The sequence below is a fragment of the Cohnella baijiui genome (assembly GCF_020731285.1).
Classification (GTDB): domain Bacteria; phylum Bacillota; class Bacilli; order Paenibacillales; family Paenibacillaceae; genus Cohnella.
On sequence record NZ_JAJFOW010000003.1, the window covers coordinates 377,108 to 395,613 of the forward strand.

Consider the following 18,506-nt stretch of genomic DNA (forward strand, 5'->3'; position numbering starts at 1 on the left):
ATGTTCACCGTCAAACGATTGGATGCGGCGGGAAGCGCGCGCTACGCCATGCTGACTTTCTCGTACGCGCGCCCGCTGCTGGAGCGGTTGGACGATCCCGGAAACTGCTTCGCCGTCGGCGCGGAATGGACGGAGGATGACGGGCAGTCCGCCGCGGCCGGGTTGCTTGTCGTTCGAGGCTCGGATGACGGCGGAGAGGCGGAGGTGGTTTCCCTCTTCGTTGTGGCCAAGTTCCGCAGAAGAGGGATCGCGACGGTGATGCTCCGACATGCGGAGGATCTATTGCGGGAAAGGCGCTGCCCGAAGCTGGGGCTGGTCTACTATTCCGGCAAGACAGCCACGCCTGCGGTGGAAGCGCTGCTGCATCGCGAAGGGTGGTCGGCGCCTTCCGTGGAAGGCAAAGTCTATCAGACGGACGCGCGCATCTCGGCGGCGTCTTGGGTCCGAAAGACCGGCATGCCCGGCGGCATGGAGACTTTCTTTTGGCATGAGCTCCGCGAGGAGGAGAAAGTCCGGCTGCGACGGCTGGAAGGCCATCAGTATCCGGCCTTCCTGTCCCCGTTCAAGCCGAATCTGCCGCCGGAGGAGAGCAACAGCTTAGGCTTGCGATTGGGCGGGGTAACGGTGGGGTGGTGCATCACTTCTCGCATCGCCGCCGACACGGTGCTCTACGACAGCGTGTATGTCACGCCGGCGCTTCGATTGTCCGGCTGCGCTTTTATGCTGGTCGCGCAATCGATCTCCCTGCAGCTGGAGCGCCGGATTCCTCGCGCCATCTTCGCCGTGAACCGGCAGTCCGAGGAGATGGGCAGCATGCTGGACCGCTGGCTCGCGCCTTACGCGACCGGCGTATCGGAGCGCAAAATGGCGTACAAGGATCTTAGCGCGGCAGGAGGCGGGCGAAATGGCGGAACCGAAAGTGAATGATAGCCGCGTCGCGGTGACGGGAATGGGCATCCTCTGCGCCTTGGGACAGACGTTCCCGGACGTGTTGGCCGCCATGCAGGAGGGCCGGACGGGGATCGGTCCCGTGCGGCGGTTTCCGACGACCCGGCTTCACAGCGGCATCGGCGCGGAGCTTCGCCGGAACGCGACCGAAGCTTACTTTACGAGGGAGCAGCGGGAGAAATACGATCTTTGCGCGCAGTACGCGATCATCGCCGCCGACCAGGCGCTCCGGGATAGCGGGCTGCAAGGGGATCCCGCGAAGGAGCCGGTCATGGGCGCCGCGCTCGGCACCTGCAACGGCGGCATCCTGTCGCTCGAGGAGCAATGGACGGTGACGGAGCTGGACGAACGAAGGACGGCCCGTTATCCGTTCTATCAGCAAGGCGACGATGTCGCGGAACATCTCGGATTGAACGGTCCCGTGACGACCATCCACACGGCCTGCGCGGCCAGCGGCAACGCGATCGGCTTCGCTTACGACATGATTCGTTGGGGGTACGCCGACGCGATGCTCGCGGGCGGGTCCGATCCTTTGTCGCACGCCGTTTTTGCCGGCTTTAACGTGCTTCGGGCATTGAGCCCCGCGCCCGCCTCGCCGTTCGCGAGCCGATACGGGCTCAGCTTAGGCGAAGGAGCGGCCTTTGTCGTGCTGGAGCCGATGGACCGGGCGCAGAAGAGGGGGGCGACGATCTACGCGGAGATTTGCGGCTACGGGCTCAGCAACGACGCGTACCACGAGACGGCGCCGGATCCGGAAGGCCGCGGCATTCGGAAGGCCGTGCGCATGGCGCTGCGCCAATCGGGGACGCTGCCGTCGCAGATCGGCTACATCAATGCGCACGGAACGGGTACGCAGGCCAACGACCAAGCCGAGGTCCAAGGCCTTCGCGGCGTGTTCGGCGACCTCCTGAATCACATTCCGATCAGCTCCAGCAAAGCCTACTTCGGGCATACGCTAGGTGCGGCCGCGGCGATCGAGTGGACGACGTCCCTCTATGCGATTCGCCATGGGCTGCTGCCGGCGACGCTGCATTACGACGAGCCGAGAGCGGGCTGCGAGGGGCTCCGCATCATCGCCAATCGCATGCCCCCGGGCAGACCGGATTCCTTTCTGAACAACAACTCGGCCTTCGGCGGCCACAATGCGTCGATCGTGGCGAGAACGGCACCGCAGCCTTCGGTCATGGATAGCGGGCCGGAGACGGCGGAGGGCGTCCGGGAACGAAGAATCGGCATCGTCGGGATCGGCGCCGTGCTGGGCGGCGAGGTTCGCAGGGGGGGCGTCTCCGGCGAGGACGTCTCCGTCCCCCCTCCGACGGGAGAGGAGCCGGGGGCTTGCACCTTCTCCCTCAAAGCGTTCGATTCCGGTCTCTACGAGAGGCGTATGAATCGGTTGTGCCAGTTCAGCATCGGCGCGGTGCAGTCGGCGTTGGCGGATGCCGGGTGGGAGGAACGCAACGGAACGACGGAGGACCGGGAGATCGGGCTGATCTACGGAACCGCGAGGGGCAGCACGGACAGCATCGGCAAGTTTCTGCAGAGCGTGTTCGAGAACGGGCCGGAGCTGGCCAGCAGCATCTATTTTCCGCATACCGTCGTGAATTCCGTCGCGGGCAAGACGGCCGAGAAGCTCGAGCTGGACGGCTTCAGCAGCTCGCTGAGCACCGGCGGCGCGGAAGGGATTCTCGCTGCGGCCTATGCGTGCGGCAGCATTCGCAGCGGCGTGCACGACCGGTTCGTCATCGCGGCCGGGGAGGAGCGATCCGGCCTCGCGAAGCGGATCGATCGCGCCAAGCGGCTGACGGATAGCGCGTACCCTCCCTTGGAGGGGAGCATCGGCCTGGCGCTGGCCGATATGGACGATGCCCGACGCGCGGGACGGCCGGTGCTGGCCGAGCTGAGCGGCTTCGGCTTGGCTTTCGGGGGCGGCGGACCCGGTTCGCCGCGCGCGATAGATGCGTTGACGAGGGCGGTCGACGACGCGCTCGCGCAAGCGGGGGTGACGCTGGAGCAAGTAGACGGCGTGCTGCTGGATAACCCGGGCCGTCCCGGCGAGGCCGAGGCGTTGTTCGAGGCGCTCCGCAACCCATTCGCGGGGAGGGATATCCCGCTGGACAGCGTGAACGAGAGGTGGGGCTACGGCGAATCGGTCGGCTCGATGCTCCTCTTGGGCATCGCGGCCGACCGGGTGAAGTCAGGGGCGATGAAGCAAGTTCTGGTCGTCAGCGCATCCGTCAATGGCAACGTTGCGGCCGCCATAGTCAGTCAAGCATCATCGACAAGCCAAGAGGAGGAGACCGTATGAATAACGAAGCGCTCATCTCGTTCGAGGAGATCAAGCAAACGGTTAAGGAGAAGCTGCTCGTCGAGCGGTTGGAGCTCGAAGACGTGACGCCGGAGGAGATTGGCGACGATACGCCGCTCTTCGGCGAAGGACTGGGCTTGGACTCCGTCGAGGCGTTCGAAGTCATGGTAGGGCTGGAAGCGGTTTTCGGGGTGATGGTAGAGGGGATTCCGGCGGACCGGTTAAGAGAACATCTGTTTAACGTGTCGTCGATCGCACGCTTCGTCGAAGCCAGCTTGCGGGGACGGGCGGATCGCCTCGACGGGTACGCGCTCCCATGACCGCGCTGCCGCTCCGGAATCGGGTAGCGATCGTCACGGGAGCGACCCGGGGGATCGGGAGAGCGGTCGGGGAGCGATTCGCGTCGGCGGGCGCGACCGTTGTCGGCGTCTATGCCAGAAGCGGGGAGATCGCGGCCCGGCTGCAGGCGGAGATGGCCGAGCGATCGCAGCCGGGAGGCTATTATCAGGGGGCGGTGGACGATCCCCTCTTCGTCGGAGACCTGATGAAGCGGGTCATGGCGGCGTACGGCCGCATCGACATCCTGGTGAACAATGCCGGGGTGACGAGGGACCAGCTAGCCTTGCGGATGTCGGTCGAGGAGTGGGATGACGTCCTGCGCACGAACTTGCAAGGAACGCTGCTGTGCGCCGCCGAAGCGATCCCTTATATGAAGCTGCAGGGCGGGGGTTCCGTCATTAACGTCGTATCCGTCTCGGGCCTTTACGGCAGGGAAGCCCAGGCGAATTACAGCGCGGCCAAAGGCGCGGTCGTCGGCCTCACGAAGCTGCTGGCCCGCCTTCATGCCGAGGAAGGCATTCGCGTCAACGCCGTGGCGCCGGGCATGATCGCGACGGAGATGACCGAGCGGATCCCGGCGGGGAAGATGGACAATTTCCTGCATCATACGCATCTGAAGCGGCAAGGGACGGCGCAGGAAATCGCGGAGGGCATTCTGGGGCTGGCGTCCGGCGCTTCGGGCTATTTATCCGGTCAAGTCCTGAAGCTGGACGGGGGGTTCCTGCGATGAACGGAGCGGTATTGTTGACCAAGGCGGACGCGCTCTTTAACGAAGACGTGCTTCAAGGGCTGCTCGCGCGAGGCTGTTCGGTAGCCGCGGTTTTGCCCGGGCTCGCGGAAGCCGACGAATGCGCGGAAAGATTGCCCGAGGGCAGCCGCGATCGGTTTTTTCCGATTTGCGGCGTGCGCGAGGACGAAGCCGGCATTCGGGAGGCGGTGGATCAGGCCGCGAGCCGAATGGGCGGCTTGCATCACTTGATTCTCGGGGCAGAGACCGCGGACGAGGCGTCCTCTTACGCCTCGGACCCCGCCGCATTCGGGCTCGGAACGACGGCCGCCCTGCGCTCCCGCTTTTTGTACAGCCGCGCGGCTGCCGCGCATATGGCCCGGAACAAGACGGGACACGTGCTGTTTCTGCTTCTCTCGGACAGCTTGTACTTTGCCGGTTATCCATCTTCTCCGGTGCTGAACCACGGCACGATCGCCATGATGAAGACGCTGGCGAAGGAGCTTTCCCCCTTTCGCGTCGCCTTGAACGCCATGACGTACGGCTATTACGCGCCTTCGGAGAGCGCGGCGGCGGATCTGGGGGCGCTTAGGCGGCGGTTGGAGATTCATGCGCTGAAGCCTTATCTCCCCCAGCCCCGGGAGATGGCCGAGGCGTCGGTCGAGTGGCTGCTTCGCGCTCCCGCCCATCTCGTCAGCGGCCAGAACATCCAGATCGGGGCGGGGATGGATACGGCGCTATAACGCTTCAAGAGCGGAGGGTTTCCAATGATTATGGGCGTCGGTATCGATCTTGCGGAAATCGATAAATTCGAAAAGATGCTGGGCCGGCAAGACGATCTGCTGATCGAACGGCTGCTGTCGGATAACGAAATGGCGGCCTTTCGGGCCTTGCAAGGCGATCGCCGCCGCGCCGAATGGCTCGCCGGCCGCTTTGCGGCCAAGGAAGCGCTCATGAAGGCGCTTGGACTGGTTTTGCCCGAAGGGATCGGCATGCGGGATATCGAAGTGCTGTCCGATCGGCTGGGCCGTCCGGTCCTCGCCCTGTCGGCGGCCGTCCGGCGGCAGCTCGGCGTCTCTTGCGACTGCCATCTCAGCATTACGCATACGGCGGCTACCGCGGGGGCGGTCGTCGTGATCGAGCGGGAGGGGCGCGCATGAGAATGCTCCGACTGGCGGGCATTCCGCTGCTCCTGGGCATGCTGCTTCTATCGGCTTGCGGCGCGGAAAGGGAGCCGGCGAAGACAGCTTCCCCTTCCGAAGAGGTTGGCGGATTCGTCATGTCGCCCTTGAAACGTTCGGTTTCGGAAGAGGAGCTCGGCTTTTATTCGCCGCAGATGAAAGCGATCTATGCGCGGGGGGTTCTTCGCGTCGCCATGCCCGCGATGGATCGCAAGCCCTTCTTTTACAACAACGAAGAAGGCGTCCTGTCCGGAAGCGACGTGGCATTGGCGGCGGACATGGCCGCCCAGCTGGGCGTGGGCGTCGAGTATGTACGTTCGGTCGGCTCCTTCGAAGAAGTCGTGAACCAAGTGGCGTCGGGTCAGGCCGACATCGCCGTGTCGAAGCTGAGCGCCACCTTGCCGCGGGCACAGAAAGTGCTGTTCTCCGCCCCGTATCTCAAGCTGCGTCAGGGCTTGCTGCTCAATCGCCTCGCCATGGCGAGGCTGGGCTCCGGGAACCAGGCACCGCTTGCGCTCCTCCGGCAGGCGAAGGTCAAGATCGGCGTCATCGCCGGGACCTCCTACGTCAGCTATGCAAATCTCCTGTTCCCGGATGCCGAGATCGTTCCGTTCGCCACGCCGCAGGCTTCGATGGATGCCGCGATTCAAGGCGAGGTGGCGGCGATTTACTACGACGAATTGCAATTAAAGCAGCTGTTGGCCGGCAACCCGGACCGCTCCATCGACCTGCAGCTGCATCTCATGCCGGATCAAGTCGACCCGATCGCGATCGCGGTGCCGCCCGACGATCAACGCTTGCTCGCCTGGGTCAATTTGTATTTGCAGAACAACCAGGCGCGCATTGACGGCTTGCTTGCCGCCTACGGAATGGGGCAGGCAGGAGAAACCGGTTCGGCGGCCGGGCGTTAAGCGTTAGCAGCCTCTTTCACCGCTGCGGTCCGTATTTCTCCGCTCCGATCGAACGAGCGGCCCCTATCCCGCCCTTCAGCTTATACCCTTTCATAATCTCATCCCAAGCCGGATCGAATCCCCGCCAGTCGGCTCCTCTCGGCACGGAGACGGAAGCCACGTGGGGCAAGCCCCATTCCTCGTCCCGCACTTGAAACTCCGGTCCGTTGTTCACGACGAGCAGACGGAACCGGCCGGGCACGACCGCATGGAGCGCGCGGTATAACTGCTGCGCCTCCGTCTTGGTCGTGTCGCTGCGGACGAAGCAGACGGGCCCTTTTTTGGCGGCGGTCAAAAAGGCGTGCACGCGGCGATCGATCTTCGTCTTAAATTCGGGATAGCCGTCCGTCCACCGGGGAAGGAGCGGAAAGTCGTGATAGGAGACGATCGCATATTCGTTGTCCTTCACGACGTATTTGTCGGGTTCCCTTCCCGCCAGCTCGAGCCGCTCCAACTCCATAAAGCCGCCGAACCGCTTGCGAATCAGACGGGCCACGTCGGGAACGGAACGGGAAATGAACCAATCGAGCGGACCCGCGAATGTCCGCAGCTGCAGCCTCCTTAGCTGATAAGCGGTCTGGCACGTAGAGCCCAAGCTGATAAATGAACCGTAAGTCCCCGCACCGTCCTGCCATCTCATGGGGCGCCCTCCTCGTCAGGGTGGAAGCGACACTTCTGCAGTATATCGAGAGGGCGTTTATCGCGTAACGGTACAGGCATCTATTTTCTTGGGCTCTGTCTTCATCGCGAATGCGAATTGTTATTTCGATCGTTTAAGCCGTTGCGGCTCAGCGGACAGGACTTCCCCGATCCGGACAGCGGGTGTAGACTCTACATACGATTGTACGACGCGTACTGGCGAAGGGAGAGACCGCGATGAATTTCGAGATGAACGAAGCGATCGAGGTGCTGGAGCGCACGCCGCGGACGTTGGCGCAGCTCCTGTCGGGACTGTCGGACGGCTGGCTGCGCGCCGACGAAGGGGAAGGGACATGGACGGTCGCGGAGGTCGTCGATCATCTGATCGAGGGCGAGCGTACGAACTGGATTCCCCGGGTGGAATGGCTGCTCCGGGAAGGGGAGGCGCGGCCGTTTCCGCCGTTCGACCGGTTCGCCCATCTGGAAGCGCAGACGGCGCAGCCGATCGAAGCGAGGTTGCGGACGTTCGGCGAGCTGAGGGCAAACAATCTCGCCCGGCTTCGGGAGCTTGTTCATCCGGCCGAGGATCTGGAGCGGACGGGTCTGCATCCCGCGTTCGGAACGGTGAGGCTGAGAGAACTGCTGTCGACATGGGCGGTCCACGACCTGACGCATCTGTCCCAGATCGTCCGCGTCATGGCCGAGCGCTACCGGGAAGACGTTGGGCCTTGGACGGCGTACCTGGGCATTTATCGCAAAAGGACGTAACGGAAACGACCCGGTCGTGGAGGCGGATGCCTCGCGATCGGGTCGTTTGTTACAAAGCCGCCTTTCCTTCCGCGTCCCGCGGCGGGGCGCGCTGCACGAGCGCCTTGTTCTCCCATTTGCGGCTCTTCCAGCGGAAGAAAAGGATGATGCCGCGCAGCCATTCGTCCACGATGAAGGCCGACCACATGCCGGGCAGCCCGTAGCCAAGCCGGATGCCGAGCAGGTAGGTAAGGGGCAGGCTAAACAGCCAGGTGACCGCGATCGAGACGGTCATCGGATACTTGGCGTCCCCGGCGGCTTGGAGCGACTTCTCCAGGATGACGTTGAAGTTGCGGCCGGGCTCGAGCAGAAAGCCGAGCAGCAGCAGCGACGCCCCGAGCGAGACGATCTCGCGGTCGCGCGTGAACAGCTCCAGGAGCGGGACGCGGACTAGGCACAGGAGGCACACGCCGGCGAGCGTGATGAGCAGGCTGCGCCGCAAATTGGCGAACACCTCTCGATAGGCCAGATCTTGCCGGCCGGCCCCGATCTTGCGGCCGACGAGGATCTGGCCGCCGCGTCCCAGCGACTGGGCGAGGATCATGACGATGAACATGATGTTCTGCGTGTAGACCCGCGTCGTCATCATCTGGGCGCCGAGGGTGGCGATGAACGCGAGGATGACGAATTGGCTCGCCGAATATGACAAGGTGACGGCCGAGGACGGAATCCCGATGCGCAGCACCTTGCGCACGTGCTCCCGTCCCCACCGGACGAAATAACGCCAGAGGATCGGCGCGCCCGTCGCCTTGCGGAGCAGGACGTAGCTGACGATCAGTCCGATGCACTGGCTGGCCGCCGTCGAGATGGCGACGCCGGTTACGCCGAGCTTAGGAACGCCCCATAGGCCATAGATGAACAAGCAGTTGCCGATGACGTTCAGGACGTTCATGCCGAGCGCGACCAGCATCGTCTGGCGCGTATAGCCGTACGACTGGATGACCGCGACGAGCGCGGTCAGCACCGCCTGGACGAACAAGGCGCCGCCGGCGACGTACAGGTACCGCTGCGCCAAATGGAACAGCGACGGCTCGAGTCCGAAAAGATGCAGCAGCGGGCCGCTGAACGAGACGGCGAGCAGGCTCATGCCGACGCCGAATACGAAGTTGACGCCGATCGCGCTGCCGGCCAGCCGGCCCAACTCGCCTTCGCGGCGGGCGCCGATGTATTGCGAGACGACGACGGCGGAGCCGATCGCCACGAAGTTGAAGACGAGCATCGCCATCTGGATGATTTGGTTGGCGACGCCGACGGCGGCCACCGCGTCGTCGGAGACCTGGCTTAGCATGAACGTATCCGCGATGCGCATGAGCATCTGGAGTCCGGATTCGATGAAGATCGGCCAGGTGATGGCGAACAGGATCAGCTCGCGGGCCGCGGGTTGTCTCATCGGGTACGGGCTCCTTTGTTCGTCATACAGAATGTATAAGTTTTAACCCTATCCATTTCCGTATGACCTCCGATAAAAACGTGTTGCCGTCCGGGAAGACGGCAAAGCCGTTTTTACTTGACCGTGCGGCGAGTATTTAGCCTGCCCGAGATCAGACGGCGTACGCCCGCTTGATCTTGGCAAGGCCGTGGCGCGCCGTCTCCAGCGCGGACCGTCCGCCATAGTCCGGCGCGAACAGCTCCAGCGACAGGAAGCCGCGATAGCCGCTGGCGTCCAGCGCGCGCGCCAGCTCCGCGGAAGGCGCGATGCCGTCGCCGGGGAACAGCCGGTCGGCGTCCGCGATCGTCTCGCGCGGCGGCGAACCGGCATAATCGTTGGCATGGACGATTCCGATATCCTCGCCCCGCAGCCGGGACAGGTCGGCGAGGTCGCTGCCGCCGACATACAGATGGAACGGATCGAGCAGCAGCGGCACGCGCGCGACGCCGCTCAGCCGGGCGACCTCGATCGCCTCTCCAAGCCGCGACAGCCGCTTGGCCCTGCCCCAAAATTCGAGGATAGGCACGATGCCGTAGCCCCGCGACTGCTCCGCCAGCGCGGCGTACCGCTCCGCCATCTCCTCCAGCGTGACCTCCGCGACGTCGCCGAACGGCGGGGCGGCGAAGGAGGGACAGCCGAGCTCCGCGAGCAGCGTCAGCTCCTCGTCGGTCTGGAGTCGGCCCCGTGCGCGCACGTCCGCGTCGGCGTCCGCCCACGGAATGAACGAGATGGCGCCCGCGATCTCGATGCCGAGATCGGCCGCCTCGCGGCGGAGCGCGGCGACCGAGCCCCCCGCGGCCGCATAGGCTTGCAGGTCTTTCATCCAGATCTCGATGCCTTCATAGCCGGCCTCCGCGGCCGTGCGGATCTGATCCCGGATGTCCAATTCGAAGGGAAACAGGGTGGACGCGTTCAATGACGCGCGAAACGGAAATTCGCTCATGATTCCTCTCCTCTCGTGGGTTCGTTCTCTTCTTGCTGCTGCTCGCAGCGATTTTCTTTTCGTGTCCAGCTCTCCCCATCTTTCCTGGCACGGCACCCTCACCGCTCGCCGAAAAACACCCTATTGGGCGGATAGAGCGACTCCCCACCGGTCACGGCAGCCAGGTCCGCGTACCGGGGATGGTAGTGCTTGCGCCGGTATTCGGTCGCGGTGATCGCTTTCGTCGCTTTGAACACGCGGCTGAAATAATTCTGATCCGCGAATCCGACCTCGAACGCGATTTCCTTCACGCTTTGCTGCCCGTGCAGCAGCAGCTGGCAGGCGAGGTCGATGCGGCGGCGCGTGATCGCCTCCTTCGGCGTGAAGCCGAGATGGCGGACGAACGAGCGGGACAGATGCTCCGGCGTCCAGCCGACCTGCGCGGCGAGCGCCTCGACGGCGATCTGGCCGGGGACGGTCTCGTCGATGATGCGCAGCGCCTTTTCGATCTGCGGCGGGCGCCGAACCGCCTCGCCGGCCATCGAGCCGTCTTCGCAGAGCGCGTGGATCTCCGCCAGCAGCGACAGCAGCAGCGGACCGCCGCGCTCCTGCAGGCGATCCGGCTGCGTATGCGCGATGACGAGCATACGCTTCAGGAGCGAGACGAGGAACTCGCCTTCGTACGGGATGACGGCGGGCCCGTCCGGCAGCAGGAGCGGCAGGGAAGCCGCCGGAAGGTCCCGCAGCCCGAAATGGACGAACAAGTGCCGCGTCGGCACGTGCAAGTCGTATCGGTAGCTATGGATTTCCCCGGGCCGCGTTACGACGAAGCCAGGCTCCCGCAGCGCGTGCTCGCGCCCGTCGACGCGGTAGACGCTGCGCGTTCCTTCGGGAAAATAAAGCAGCTCGTAGTCGGGAATATCCCGCTCGGCCAGCCCCGATCCCGGCTTCATCACGAAGTCGCCGAGGATGTGAACGGCCGGGAGCGGCATGGCCGGCCGAATGGCGGACGGCTCGAGGCCGGGGGCGCCGGCGCGTCTTGGAAGGGCCGACACGGCCTGCTCCCTAGGCGCGGGGCGCGGGCTCGCGGATCAGGTCCAGCCCGGCGAGGTTGCGGTAGCTGATCGCGAGGCTCTCGAACGGATCGCGCCTGCTCGCGTCCTGCTCCACGACGAGCCATTCGGTGCCGGCTTCCGCGGCGATCTGCGCGATCGCGGGGAAGTCGAGTACGCCTTCGCCGATCTCGGCGAAGAAGCGCTCTTCGCCCGGCTCCATGTCCTTGATGTGCAGCAGCGGGCAGCGGCCCTTCCACTTGGCGAGATAGGCGGCCGGGTCCTCGCCGCCCTTGGCGACCCAATACGTATCCAGCTCCAGCTGGACGAGCGCGGGATCGGTCTCGCGCATGAGCAGGTCGAGGACATACTCGTCGTCGTACTTCCGGAACTCCCAGTCGTGGTTGTGATAGAGGAACGTCAGGTTCGCCGCGCGGCATTGTTCGCCGAACTCGTTCAACCGCGCGGCCTTGCGCAGCGCGTCCTCCTTGGAGTCGAAAAGAAGCGAGATCGTGACGTAGCGCCCTCCGGCCTGATGCAGATAGTCTAACAGCCGTTCCAAGTCGACTTCGAAGCTGTTGAAGGAGGCGTGAGCGCCGACGACTTGCAGGCCGAGCGCGTCCAGCGCGCGCAGCTGCTCGGCGACGGAGACGCCTTCGGGCGGCGGGCCGAGCTCGATGCCCCGGTAGCCGATGGCGGCCAGCTTCTCAAGGGTTCCGAAATAGTCGGCGCTTAGCGCCTCGCGAACGGTATAAGGCTGGACGGCGATAGGAAAACGATGCATATGGACACGTCCTCTCGTTTCGAATAGGGGATCACGCTTTTTAATCGAGACGGTTGTACTGAAGGCCAAGCGGCAGCGGCGCCGGACGGTCGACGGTGGACGACAGCTCGATATGGCGGCCGGCGTTCGACGACTCGAAGATGCCGAGCGAGATGTCGAGCACGTGGCGGGCCAACTGGCCGCTCGCGCGGTGCGGACGGCCGCCGCGAATCGCGTGCGCCATGTCCGCGACGCCGATGCCGCGCGTGTCCTCCCGAAAGCCGTGGGTGAGCGGCACCTCCCGGGTTTCCCCGTTCGGGAACTGGATCCGGATCGTCCCTCCGAAAAAGTTCGGATCGGGCAGCGTCATATTGCCCTCCGTTCCGAAGATTTCAAGGCGCGGCAGGTAACCGAAGCTTTCCTTGGCCGCCAGCAGCGTGCCCGTCGCCCCGCCGTGGAAGTCAAGCACCGCGGAGACGTTCGTCGGGGCTTCGACCGGCACGGTGGCGCCGTAGCTCGGCGACTTCGGATTGAGGATCGTCATCTCGTCGAGCAGCTGCTGCGCCGTCCCGGATACCCGGCGTACGGGGCCGAGCAAAAAGACGAGCGCCGTCAAATAGTAGGGGCCCATGTCCATGACGGGATCGCCGCCGAGCTTCAGGAAATTGCGGAAGTTCGGGTGCATGCCTCCCGCGGCGTTGCCCATGACGATCGTGCCGCTCGCGGCATACGGCGTCCCGATCCAGCCTTCGTCGATCAGCTTGCGGCACGTCTGCAGGCCGCCGCCGAGGAACGTATCCGGCGCGCAGCCGACGAGCAGCCCCTTGGCTTCGGCCGTCCGAAGCACCTCGTCCGCGTCCTCCCGCGTGAGGGCGAACGGCTTTTCCGTGTACACGTGCTTGCCCGCCTGAAGCGCTTGCAAATTGACGGCGGCGTGAACGGCCGGGGCGGTCAGGTTGAGGACGATCTCGATGTCGGGATCGGCCATCAGCTCCTCCACGGTGCAGGCGTTCGGCACGCCGAACTGCTCCGCCCGCGCCCGCGCCAGCTCCGGGACCAGATCGGCAACCGCTTTCACTTCCAGCGAGCCGTCGAACGTTTCCGTCATGTTTTTCAAGTAGATTCCGCTGATCATACCGGTCCCTACGACGCCTACTTTGACTTTGCGCATCCCATACCTCTCCTCCGCAGTCGCTTTTCTTACTCCCATTATTGCGTAACGCCGCCTCGTTCACAATGGAGAAAGCAGGGGAATCGCTGGACAAATCTGATCTTGTCGTTTCCAATGATTTGCTTCCAAAGGGCTATTGAAAGTTTACATTCGATGGTATACCTTATAATGGCAATCCTCTTGATATTTTCATAGTTGGAACAGAAGGAGAAGATTATCCGATGAAAAAAGCTTTCGTCGCCTCCCTGACCGGAGCGGCACTCTTGGTAGGCATCAGTTCCGGCGTGTACGCAGGCACCAACCTGAAGAAGATCGAAGCCTACCTGAACGGGGACTTGAAGGTCCGCGTCAACGGCAAAGTCGCCCAGTTCAACGACGACAAGGGCCTCGCGCTTCAGCCGATCACCTACAAAGGCAACGTTTACGTGCCGATCAAGGGCATTGGCAGCGCGCTGAACGTGCCCGTCGTCGTCGACGACAAGAACAAACAAGTCGTCGTCGGCGAAAAGGTGAACGGAACGCCGGTGAAGTCCGAGCCATTCCACAACACGAACTACTCCAAGGACCCCCAGCAAACGACGTACAAAGGGGTTAATTATAAAGAAGTGCTGTTCGAGCGCCTCGAAAGCGGCGGCGGTCCCTCCTTCTTCTTCACGCCGAACAAGAAGTATCAGAAGCTCGTGCTGAAGATCGCCGCCATCGACGAAGAGCTGAAGGACGTCCAGATCTCCGACCTCAATGCGAACGCGCTGCTGAAGGATGTAGGCACGATCTCCCCGGAAGACGGTCTGAAGGAGATCGAAGTCGATATCGGCGGCGTGAAGACCGTCGCAGTGAACCTTCAAGTAAGCGCAGGTGGGGCCTACATGGTTCCGCTCATCGCCTCTTACTACAAATAAGACAACTTGATCCAGCTACCTGCATGCAACAGGCTGTTCCGCGAGCGCCGGCTCGCGGGATAGCCTGTTATTGTTCGTCCGCGGGAGGACGCAAATGGTGGTCGACAAGGGGAGGAGCTGACGAATCCGCCGCTGGAACGATCCGAAATTCTGCCCCCTTGAGCGGAGAGTTCCCGCATTTTAAACTGGGAGGAGGAAGTCTCGCGGAAAGGAGGATTCCGTCTGCATACGTTGAACCAGGCCGGCTGCCCTTCCGCTGCACACAGGCTGTCTTCGACGGCCGTGCTCGACTTCCTCGACCGGATCGAGGAAGCGAAGCTCGCGGTCAACAGCCTTATCCTGCTGAAAGACGGCGAAACGGCGGCACAGTACTGGCGGGCGCCTTATCGCCCGGACCGTCCGCAGCTGCTCTACTCGCTCAGCAAAAGTTTCACCTCGATCGCCGTGGGGATCGCCTGGGACGAGGGGCTGCTCGAACTGGACGCGCCCGTCGTTTCCTTTTTCCCCGACCGCTGTCCCGAGACGATCTCTCCCCGCCTCGCCCGGATGACCGTGCACCATCTGTTGTCTATGAATGCCGGCCATGAAGACCCTATCTACGAGGCCGTCGCTCGCGAGCGCGATTGGGTACGCGCTTTTCTGTCTCAAGAGGTGACGCACGAGCCGGGAACGCGTTACCGCTACAGCACGCATGCGACCTATATGCTGTCGGCGATCCTGGAGCGGGTCGCGGGCGAGCCTCTCGTCGACTACTTGATGCCCCGGCTGTTCGAGCCGATAGGCATAGCTAGACCGGTATGGGAAACTTGCCCCCTCGGCGTCGCTGCGGGAGGCATGGGACTCAGCATTCCCACGGAGGGCATCGCCAGATTCGGACAGATGCTGCTGGACGAAGGCGTCTACAAGGGACAAAGGATCGTTTCTGCGGCCTACATTCGCATGGCGACGGCCGAACAAAGCGACAATCGCGCGGAAGCCAAACGAATCGATTCGGCACAAGGGTACGGTTATCAATTTCATCTATGCAGACGAGGATGCTATCGTGGCGACGGTTCGTTCGGTCAGCTTTGCTTTGTGGCGCCGAAAGAACGGCTCGTTATCGCGGCGACCGCCAGCTTTCCCGGGATGGACTCCCTCCAGACGCTGCTGAATCTCGTTTACGAGTGCTTGCTCGACCGAATGGGCCAAGCAGACGCCGATCCGGCGGATGCCGCCCGGCTGCAAGAGCGACTAGCCGAACGATCGGCGCCGTGGACGACCGGGATGGAATCGTCCGGTTTGCCGAACAGGGGACGAGACGGTTGCTACCGGCTAACGGACAATCCCCACGGACTCAGGACCGTCCGATTCCGATTTCGAGAGACGCTGCTTTGGCTAGAGATGAACTACGAGGACGAACGGGATCAAAGATTGCCATTCGATCTGACCGGGCCGGCCTTTGCGCAGAGCGTTTTTCCGAAAGATTTGGCTCTGCATCGACAGGACGTCGTCACCCGCGCTGCCTGGCTTGGTCCGGACATCATACGGCTAACCCTGCACTATATCGAAACGCCGTATGTCGTCGTTTATACGATTCGGTTTGAAGAGGAGCGTATCGACTGGCAATTCGAGATCAACGTCTCGTTGAACATGACTGCCTATAGATCCGTCGACTGCTTACAAATCGATTTCGAATGAAGGGGTTTGGCTCCTGACCCGAGGATTGATCTTAAAGCCCTGCGCGCATCTGCGGAGGGTTTCCTGTCGTGCAGACAGGGTCAGTTCCGGCAAAAAAGGGGGAAGCGAGTGGGTAAACACCGTGCTCTAGATGTCCTCCCGTAGACACGGGTTCTTTGATAGTGCTATATTGAATATAATGTTATAATGTTTACAATCACATTACAAACTGGGGGGAGTTCAGTGGAGACCGCTCCGCCCGTTTCCGCCTTGGGACCAACGAAGCGCAGCGTCCGAAGTGTTTTTCAATCCCGGCTGCTGCTCAAGTATGCTCTGTCCTACATTCTCATATTCCTGATTCCTTTGAGCGGCGTCACGTTTTTTGTTTACGACAACGCTGTCAAGAACCTTCGCTACGAGATCGAGCAGTCCAATCTCAACCAATTGAACCAGGTCCGGCTGACGATTGACGACCGAATGACGGAATTGCATGACATTTCCTTCAAGATCGCCTACGATGCGAGATTGACGCCGTATATGGTCCGTCATCCCTATTACAGCCGGGATGCGATTCTCGCGCTCTCCAGCTACAAAGCGAACAGTCAGATTCTGGAGGATATGTTCCTCTACTACCGCGGCGATTCCGTCATTTATTCTTCCAACGGTCTCACGGACTTGAACGTCGTTTTCGACAAGCTGTACCGGTTTGAGAACTGGAAGCGGGAAGACGTGGTCCGCGATCTCAACGATGTGAAGCAGACGATGATTCGCCCGGCCGAAAATGTAAGCGTCTACTCCCGCACCGAGCCCATGCTCGCCCTGCTGGTGCCGATCAAGCCGAACGATCTCTATCCTTACGGAACGATGATCTATCTGCTGAACGAGTCGAAGCTGACCGGCGTCATGGACACCATCCTGAGCGACTTTACCGGAAGCAGCTACATCTTCGACCAGAACGGCAGGGTGCTGACTTCCAGCAGCCATGGCGCGGCCCTGCCTCAAGAGGCCCTTGACGTGCTGTCCTCCCTGTCCACGGGCACGCATCGCCTCTCGCTGGATGGGGAACAGCAATCGGTCGTGTCGGTCCAGTCGCAGCTCAACGGTTGGACCTACGTGACGACCATGCCGAGCTACCAGTTTTTCAGCAGGGTCGCCCACATCCAGACGTTGATTGCGCTCGTCTTCGGCATTGCCGTCGCAGCCGGAATCATCGCCGCCATGGTTCTGGCCAGACGCCAGTACCACCCGATCAAGGACCTGATGGAGTTCGCCAGGCAGATCAGCAACGGCCCAGAGCCCGCGAAAACGCGGAACGAGTGGGAATGGATCCGCCAGACGATTCACGATTACAGCGCCCGAATCGATATGCAGGAGCCTTTCGTCCGCAACCAGTGCATGCTTCTGCTGCTGAAGCACGGGAAGCCCGACGATCCCGAGATTGAACGGATGATTGCGGAGACGGGCTTGGAGTTCCCGAACGGGGAAGGACTTTATGTCTCGGTGATCATCGCATGGGGGGATAGCCGGAAAGAAGAGAAATCGTGGCGGGAACGGCACTTGCTGCAGGAGATGCTCAGCTATTTCGAGCTCCCGGACATGGATGCCCGCGTGTACGGCGTCGAATTTTCCCACGAGGATCGGTTTGCGCTCATGGTCTCGCTTCCTGCCGGCGACCGCGACACGATCCAAGTGCAGATGGAACGGCTGATCGACCTCATCCGGGTGATGGTGCTGGAGAATTCCCGGCTCGTTCCGACGATTGGCGTCGGTTCCGTCTACGACGATCTCGGCAGGTTGAACCAGTCCTTTATCGAGGCGGCCACCGCCCTGGAGCACCGGAACGTCGGCTCAAGCGGCAGCGTCACCTACTTCGATCAGTTGGGCGAATTCGCATCTTCCGCATCCGGCAGCTTCTGGATTCCGAAGAAGTCGCTGCTGAAGCTGGAGCAGAGCTTGAAGCAAGGAAACGAATCGGTTGCCGTGGAGATGATCGCGGACATGATGGCGACGATCCGGGACGAATCGCCGCAGGCCTATCTGCTGCGCTGTCTCCAGTTTGAACTGCTGAACACCCTGCTCCGCACCGCTTCGGAGCTCGGCATGAACGAAGCGTTCCGGCGTCTTCCCGGCCTGACCTCGTTCGAGACCGCGGAGGAGCTGGAAGCGAAGCTGATCACGCTCGCGTCCGGCATCTGCCTCCAGGTGGAACGGAATATCGAGACGGGACAGGTCTCCCTGATCGACGACATTGTGGCCTATGTCGATGAGCAGTATACGGACTATACGATGAGCCTGGAGCACGTGGCCTTAAAGTATTCCATCTCCACCTCGTACCTGAGCCGCGCGTTCAAAGAGAAAACCGGCTCCAACTTCTCGCAGTACGTCTGGCGCTGCCGGATGGAGAAAGCCATTCGCTTGCTCGAGAGCAGCAGCTCGCCCTTGCAGGAGATTGTCGAGCAGGTCGGCTACTTTGACGCGCCGAATTTCATCCGCAAGTTCAAGAAGGAAATCGGCTGCACCCCCGGACAATACCGCAAGCTTCATGCCTCCAACCAGACAGGGGCGTAACCGGAAGCCTCGGCATGACAGATATCGGTGGAGTGACGGGGGCGCGGGGGAATAAGGAACAATTTGTTACCTATTTCGGTGGAGTGGCGGGGGCGTGTACCTAAGTCAAGAAAGTGGACACAACTTTTACGCAACCCGCTGCTGGTAATA

Annotated in this window: 17 protein-coding genes; 11 read left to right on the forward strand and 6 right to left on the reverse strand. The window is 62.4% G+C overall.

All coding sequences use genetic code 11. The features are described 5' to 3' along the window. Genes LKX83_RS05240 through LKX83_RS05270 form a run of 7 tightly spaced genes read left to right on the forward strand, consistent with a single transcriptional unit; the run spans position 1 to position 6,411 of the window. Complete coding sequence (locus LKX83_RS05240) at positions 1-927, forward strand: GNAT family N-acetyltransferase (RefSeq protein ID WP_227881096.1); 927 nt, start codon at positions 1-3, stop codon at positions 925-927. Then, the gene (locus tag LKX83_RS05245; RefSeq protein ID WP_227881097.1) at positions 905-3,253 is read left to right on the forward strand and encodes a beta-ketoacyl-[acyl-carrier-protein] synthase family protein; all 2,349 of its coding nucleotides are present in this window, start codon (positions 905-907) and stop codon (positions 3,251-3,253) included. The genes LKX83_RS05240 and LKX83_RS05245 overlap by 23 nt, the downstream gene beginning before the upstream one ends. Continuing rightward, complete coding sequence (locus LKX83_RS05250; protein WP_227881098.1) at positions 3,250-3,573, forward strand: phosphopantetheine-binding protein; 324 nt, start codon at positions 3,250-3,252, stop codon at positions 3,571-3,573. Before LKX83_RS05245 ends, LKX83_RS05250 begins: the two co-directional genes overlap by 4 nt. Continuing rightward, positions 3,570-4,322, forward strand: coding sequence for an SDR family NAD(P)-dependent oxidoreductase (locus LKX83_RS05255; RefSeq protein ID WP_227881099.1), 753 nt, complete (start codon positions 3,570-3,572; stop codon positions 4,320-4,322). The genes LKX83_RS05250 and LKX83_RS05255 overlap by 4 nt, the downstream gene beginning before the upstream one ends. Next, positions 4,319-5,062: an SDR family oxidoreductase gene (locus LKX83_RS05260; protein WP_227881100.1), complete on the forward strand. Its 744-nt coding sequence runs from the start codon at positions 4,319-4,321 to the stop codon at positions 5,060-5,062. Before LKX83_RS05255 ends, LKX83_RS05260 begins: the two co-directional genes overlap by 4 nt. 24 nt (positions 5,063-5,086) lie before the next feature. Then, positions 5,087-5,479 (forward strand): holo-ACP synthase, encoded by a 393-nt coding sequence (gene acpS / locus LKX83_RS05265; RefSeq protein ID WP_227881101.1) that lies wholly within the window; start codon positions 5,087-5,089, stop codon positions 5,477-5,479. Further along, positions 5,476-6,411, forward strand: coding sequence for an ABC transporter substrate-binding protein (locus tag LKX83_RS05270; RefSeq protein WP_227881102.1), 936 nt, complete (start codon positions 5,476-5,478; stop codon positions 6,409-6,411). Before acpS ends, LKX83_RS05270 begins: the two co-directional genes overlap by 4 nt. 16 nt (positions 6,412-6,427) lie before the next feature. Here LKX83_RS05270 and LKX83_RS05275 read toward each other — a convergent pair whose 3' ends face one another. Further along, on the reverse strand, positions 6,428-7,090 hold the full coding sequence (locus tag LKX83_RS05275; RefSeq protein WP_227881103.1) for a DUF1796 family putative cysteine peptidase: 663 nt from the start codon (positions 7,088-7,090) through the stop codon (positions 6,428-6,430). Between the two features lie 236 nt (positions 7,091-7,326). Between LKX83_RS05275 and LKX83_RS05280 the strand changes: the two genes are divergently transcribed. Then, positions 7,327-7,857 carry a DinB family protein gene (locus tag LKX83_RS05280; protein ID WP_227881104.1) on the forward strand — a complete coding sequence of 177 codons (531 nt, stop codon included), beginning with the start codon at positions 7,327-7,329 and terminating at the stop codon, positions 7,855-7,857. A gap of 49 nt (positions 7,858-7,906) precedes the next feature. On the opposite strand, the gene LKX83_RS05285 is transcribed toward LKX83_RS05280, so the two are convergent. The 5 genes from LKX83_RS05285 to LKX83_RS05305 all read right to left on the reverse strand — a co-directional run bounded on the left by LKX83_RS05285 (position 7,907) and on the right by LKX83_RS05305 (position 13,233). After that, a complete protein-coding gene (locus LKX83_RS05285) occupies positions 7,907-9,286 on the reverse strand; it encodes an MATE family efflux transporter (RefSeq protein WP_227881105.1) in 1,380 nt (459 codons plus the stop codon). Positions 9,287-9,437: 151 nt separating this feature from the next. Next, positions 9,438-10,268, reverse strand: coding sequence for a sugar phosphate isomerase/epimerase family protein (locus LKX83_RS05290; protein WP_227881106.1), 831 nt, complete (start codon positions 10,266-10,268; stop codon positions 9,438-9,440). A 98-nt stretch (positions 10,269-10,366) separates the two neighbouring features. Beyond that, a complete protein-coding gene (locus LKX83_RS05295; protein ID WP_227881107.1) occupies positions 10,367-11,302 on the reverse strand; it encodes a helix-turn-helix transcriptional regulator in 936 nt (311 codons plus the stop codon). 10 nt (positions 11,303-11,312) lie between these two features. After that, entirely contained in the window at positions 11,313-12,083 is a 771-nt protein-coding gene (locus tag LKX83_RS05300) for a sugar phosphate isomerase/epimerase family protein (RefSeq protein ID WP_227881108.1), read from the reverse strand. A gap of 40 nt (positions 12,084-12,123) precedes the next feature. Beyond that, complete coding sequence (locus LKX83_RS05305) at positions 12,124-13,233, reverse strand: Gfo/Idh/MocA family protein (RefSeq protein ID WP_227881109.1); 1,110 nt, start codon at positions 13,231-13,233, stop codon at positions 12,124-12,126. 221 nt (positions 13,234-13,454) lie between these two features. On the opposite strand from LKX83_RS05305, the gene LKX83_RS05310 reads away from it, so the two are divergent. The 3 genes from LKX83_RS05310 to LKX83_RS05320 all read left to right on the forward strand — a co-directional run bounded on the left by LKX83_RS05310 (position 13,455) and on the right by LKX83_RS05320 (position 18,356). Then, entirely contained in the window at positions 13,455-14,132 is a 678-nt protein-coding gene (locus LKX83_RS05310; RefSeq protein WP_227881110.1) for a hypothetical protein, read from the forward strand. Positions 14,133-14,363: 231 nt separating this feature from the next. Next, positions 14,364-15,809, forward strand: a complete 1,446-nt coding sequence (locus LKX83_RS05315) for a serine hydrolase domain-containing protein (RefSeq protein ID WP_227881111.1) — start codon at positions 14,364-14,366, stop codon at positions 15,807-15,809. A gap of 222 nt (positions 15,810-16,031) precedes the next feature. After that, positions 16,032-18,356, forward strand: coding sequence for a helix-turn-helix domain-containing protein (locus tag LKX83_RS05320; RefSeq protein WP_227881112.1), 2,325 nt, complete (start codon positions 16,032-16,034; stop codon positions 18,354-18,356). The last annotated feature ends 150 nt before the right edge of the window (positions 18,357-18,506 follow it).